The sequence below is a fragment of the Tissierella sp. genome (assembly GCF_052089545.1).
Taxonomy (GTDB): Bacteria; Bacillota; Clostridia; order Tissierellales; family Tissierellaceae; genus Tissierella_A.
Genome location: NZ_JBQDAA010000170.1, coordinates 1 through 5,101 on the forward strand (window position 1 = coordinate 1; position 5,101 = coordinate 5,101).

Below are 5,101 nucleotides of genomic sequence, written 5' to 3' on the forward strand. Positions count from 1 at the left end.
GTAAGGCTATAGCTCAAAAGGGTCAAATTGTAAAAAAAGATGATCTTTTAATATCTGGAACTATAGATAGTGAAATAACAGAAGAAGAAGCTATTCTTTCTGCAGAAGGAGAAGTACTTGCATATGTCACATATTCTCATACTGTAGAATCCCCAATAATAATAGAGGAAAAGAGAGAGACAGGAAACAAACATATTCAAAGAGGAATAAATCTTAAAAACAAAGGCATAAAATTTTTTGCAGGAGATATTCCATATGAAGATTATACAGAAGAAGTTATAGAAAAAGATATAGTAAATTTTAAAAACATAAAAACACCAATCAAATGGGTAGAATATATATATAAGGAAGTAGAATTAGAAGAAGTAAAACAAAATGTGGATGGATTAAAAAAATCAGCACAATTAGAAGCAATTGAAGCCATAAATAAACAATTAGAAAATAAAAGTGAAATTATATCTAAAGATGTTATATTTACTATTGAGGAGAACATACTTACAACTAAAGTTATTATAGAGACAATAGAAGATATTGGAAAAGTACAGATTATTAAAAACTAGGAGGAGAAATTTGGAGAATAATATAAGAGAAAAGGAAATTATAATTGAAAATAATAATATAGTAAATGAAATATTTGGAAGACTAGATGAAAATGTCAATATAATAAAAGAAAAACTAAATATAAATATACTTTTACGAGATGGGAAAGTAAAATTGATAGGAGAAAGTGAAAATATAAATCTAGGAGAAAAACTTATTTATGATTTAATAGATATTATAAAATCTCAAAAAAGACTTAATAAGCATGATCTTTTATATTCTATAAATTTAGTATTGAATGGTGAAGAAGGAAGAATTAGTGAACTTCTAAATGAGATAATAATGGTTACAGCAAGTGGGAAAACATTAAAACCAAAAACTCTTGGTCAAAAAAGATATTTAAATGCTATAAAGAAAAAAGATATTGTATTCGGAGTAGGTCCTGCTGGTACAGGTAAAACTTACCTTGCTATGGCTATGGCTATCCGGGCTTTTAAAAACAAAAAGGTAGATAGAATAATACTTACTAGACCTGCAGTTGAAGCTGGTGAAAGTCTAGGATTTTTACCAGGTGATCTTCAAGAAAAAGTTGATCCGTATTTGAGACCAGTTTATGATGCCTTGTTTGATATAATGGGAGCAGATCACTATCTTAAATATCTAGAAAAAGGTCTTATAGAAGTAGCACCTCTTGCATATATGAGAGGACGAACATTAGATAACTCTTATGTTATACTTGATGAAGCGCAAAATACAACTAATGAACAAATGAAAATGTTTTTAACTAGAATAGGATTTGGCTCAAAAGCTATTATAACTGGTGACATAACACAGATAGATTTACCAAGAGGAAAAGAATCAGGTCTTAAAAATGCTGCTCATGTTTTAAAAGATATAGAAGGGATTGATATAGTACATCTATCACCTATAGATATTGTAAGACACCCACTAGTTCAGAAAATAGTAGTAGCATATGAAAAACATGAAAGTGATAAATAAAAGATAAAATTATATATAAGGGATGATTTAGATGGAAGTTTTTCTTGACAACAGACAATCAAAGGTAGATATAGATGAAAAGATATTGGACTCTTTAAGTCTTGTCATAAAAGAAAGTTTAAAGGTTGAAGGTCTTGATGGAGACTTCGAGGTATCTATTTCTTTTGTAGACAATAAAGAAATAAAAACTTTGAATAAAGACTATAGAGGGATTGATAAGGAAACTGATGTATTATCATTCCCAATAGAAGAAGATTTTGTGGTGCCAATACCACTTTTAGGTGATATAATAATCTCAGTAGAGAAAGCCTTAGAACAATCTAAAGAATATGAACATAGTTTAGAAAGAGAACTTGCTTATTTAACTTGTCACAGTATGCTTCATCTTTTAGGCTATGATCATATGAATGATATGGAAAAAAACAATATGAGAGCTAAGGAAAAAAAGATTATGAAAAACTTAGGTTTATTTAAGGATGAAAAAGGAGATATTAATATATGAAAAGAAGTATAATCGATAGTTTTAACTATGCAGTATCTGGTATAATTCTATCGATAAAAACTGAAAGAAATATGTTAATACATTATGTAGTTGCTATAATAGTTCTTTTGGCTAGTCTTTTTTTTGACTTCAGTAGAATGGAGTTTCTGATTTTATTATTTGCTACAACCTTAGTAATAGTCATGGAACTTATTAATACAGCTATAGAAAAAACTATAGATATGATAACAAAAGAATATCATCCCTTAGCAAGACTTGTAAAAGATATAGCAGCAGGGGCTGTACTTATATCTGCAATAAATGCATTTTTAGTTGGATATCTATTGTTTTTTGATAGATTAAATTCTTTAAGTGAAGTAATAATATTTAAAATAAGGAGTTCAAGTGTTCATTTAACATTTGTTAGTCTTATACTTGTAGTACTCCTTACGATAGGAATTAAAGCTAAATTTTATAGAGGCAGAGGAACTCATTTTCAAGGCGGCATTGTGAGTGGTCACTCTGCTGTATCATTTTGTGTAGCTACTATAGTTGCGTTTTTATCACAAAATATATTAGTGATTACTATGACCTTTGCATTAGCACTACTTGTTGGTGAAAGTAGGATAGAAGGTAGAATTCATAGTTTATCTGAAGTAATATTAGGAGGAATACTTGGGATCATAGTAGGTATTCTTTTATTTCAAATTATTAGCTAAAGGAGACTTATACGATGAAAACACAGTATAAAATAATATTTTTATGTATCCTAGTATTAATTGTATTGCCTGGGTGCAAAAATGATGATGACAATGGAACAACTGATGACTCACCACCGATTGAAGAAGATATAGATAATGAAGATGATAGTGATAATAAAGAAGAATCAAGAAAAGCTCCTTCACCTTTAAGCGGGGTTTATGTTGATAAAGAAAATTTGGATAGAAGGGTAATGGCTGTTATGTTTGATAATCACCCAAAGGCAAGATGGCAATCAGGATTAAAAGATGCGGAAATAGTCTATGAATATGAGGTGGAATCTCCATATACAAGGTATTTAGCTTTATATTTGAGTAATGATCCGTCATCAATGGGACCACTTAGAAGTGCAAGACCTTATTTTGTAACTACTGCTTTAGAATATGATGCTATTTATGTAAGAGTAGGAGGCAGCACCGAGGCAGAAGCTGATATATTAGAATATAATATTGATGACCTAAATGCTATAAAAATGGGGTCAGATAAATTTTGGAGAAAATCACATAAAAAAGCCCCAAATAATCTGTATACTGATATGAAAATACTTAGAGAAGCTGCTAATGAAATGGAAATAAATAAAAAAAGAAATATAAACATATTTTCTTTTAATAGAGAAGATAGAAGTATAGATGGATATTTGGCAAATGAAATAAATATTAGATATAATAGTACTAATACTACTGATTATCTTTATAATGAAAGTGAAAAGATGTATCATAGAAAAAAAGATGGAAAAGACCATATAGATGAAATAGACGATAGTCCTATATCTGCTAAAAATATAATTATAAGAGAAGTAAAGAAAAGACCTCTGCCAGATGGTAAAAAGCTAGAGATGGATTTAGTAGGAAAAGGGACGGGAAAATACATTACCAATGGAAAAGGTATTGATATAAAATGGATAAAAAAATCTAGAGAAGAAAAGACTATATATACTCTTGAAAATGGACATGAATTAAAATTAAATCCTGGAACTACATTTGTTCAAGTAGTAAATCCTAAGGTAGATATAGAGATAAAATAATGCTAGGAGATGTAAAATGGATGAAAAAAAACTTATAAAAAAAGCACTTGAAGCAAAAGAAAATGCATATGTACCTTATTCGAATTTTCATGTAGGAGCTGCTATTTTAACTGAAGATGGGAAAGTGTATACAGGGTGTAATATAGAAATAGCATCTTATTCTCCAACTATTTGTGCAGAAAGAACCGCTGTATTCAAGGCCATATCCGAAGGAAGTAAAAAAGTTAAAACTATTGCAATAGCAGGAGAAAGTGAATTTACTTATCCATGTGGAGTTTGTAGACAAGTACTAAGAGAATTTGGGCAGGATGTTAAGATTATAATTGTTAACTCTGAGGATGACTATAGAGAACATACATTAGAAGAACTTCTTCCATATAGTTTTGGCCCTAAAGATCTTAAAAAGACAGAAAGTGGTGAAGGGAATGTATAAATCAGGATTTATAAGTGTTATTGGCAGGCCAAATGTAGGGAAGTCAACTTTACTAAATCAGGTAATAGGAGAAAAAATCTCTATAATATCTGACAAGCCTCAAACAACTAGAAACAAGATACAGCTTGTATATACAAAAGATGATTTTCAGTTAGTGTTTTTAGATACGCCAGGTATTCAAATGCCAAAGAACAAACTAGGCGAATATATGTTAAAAATATCTAGAAGTACACTAGAGGAAGTGGACGTAGTGACTTTTATGGTAGATGATAGTATGGATATTGGTAAAATGGATAACTATATTTTAAATATTTTGAAGGAAATAAATACACCGATTGTTTTGCTCATAAATAAAATAGATATGTTGGATAAAGATAATTTAATGAAACTTGTAGCTAAATATGACCAATTGGGAATTTTTAAAGAAATTATACCTATATCTGCCTTAAATAATGATAATGTAGAAAGGTATATAAATGTATTAAAAGACTTGATGCCAGAAGGCCCTCAATATTTTCCAGAAGATATGATAACAGACCAACCAGAAAGATTTATTATATCGGAACTTATAAGAGAGAAAACTTTGATAAATTTAAAAGAAGAAGTTCCTCACGGTATATATGTAAACATTGATGATGTAAAGACAAGAAAAGAAGGGGCTTTAATGGATGTGTTTGCAACAATATATATTGAAAGAGAATCTCATAAAGGAATAGTAATAGGTAAAAAGGGGAAAATGTTAAAGGAAATAGGGAAAACGGCTAGAGAAGATATAGAAAACCTAATGGGTACTAAAATTAATCTACAATTGTGGGTTAAGGTAGAAAAAAATTGGAGAGATAAAGATAATAAAGTTAAATATTTT

Annotated in this window: 7 protein-coding genes; all 7 read left to right on the forward strand. The window is 29.4% G+C overall.

The genetic code is table 11. The features are described 5' to 3' along the window. Nucleotides 1-560: sporulation protein YqfD (locus tag ACTHW2_RS10590; protein ID WP_442263885.1), on the forward strand; the 560-nt coding region annotated here is incomplete at its 5' end. Between the two features lie 10 nt (nt 561-570). Next, a complete protein-coding gene (locus ACTHW2_RS10595) occupies nt 571-1,539 on the forward strand; it encodes a PhoH family protein (protein ID WP_442263886.1) in 969 nt (322 codons plus the stop codon). A gap of 31 nt (nt 1,540-1,570) precedes the next feature. Next, on the forward strand, nt 1,571-2,041 hold the full coding sequence (ybeY, locus tag ACTHW2_RS10600) for an rRNA maturation RNase YbeY (protein WP_442263887.1): 471 nt from the start codon (nt 1,571-1,573) through the stop codon (nt 2,039-2,041). Then, entirely contained in the window at nt 2,038-2,739 is a 702-nt protein-coding gene (locus tag ACTHW2_RS10605; RefSeq protein ID WP_442263888.1) for a diacylglycerol kinase, read from the forward strand. Before ybeY ends, ACTHW2_RS10605 begins: the two co-directional genes overlap by 4 nt. 14 nt (nt 2,740-2,753) lie before the next feature. Further along, the gene (locus tag ACTHW2_RS10610) at nt 2,754-3,803 is read left to right on the forward strand and encodes a DUF3048 domain-containing protein (protein WP_442263889.1); all 1,050 of its coding nucleotides are present in this window, start codon (nt 2,754-2,756) and stop codon (nt 3,801-3,803) included. A gap of 16 nt (nt 3,804-3,819) precedes the next feature. Further along, a complete protein-coding gene (locus ACTHW2_RS10615) occupies nt 3,820-4,236 on the forward strand; it encodes a cytidine deaminase (protein ID WP_442263890.1) in 417 nt (138 codons plus the stop codon). Next, on the forward strand, nt 4,229-5,101 hold an 873-nt coding region (gene era, locus ACTHW2_RS10620), incomplete at its 3' end, for a GTPase Era (RefSeq protein WP_442263891.1). The genes ACTHW2_RS10615 and era, both read left to right, overlap by 8 nt.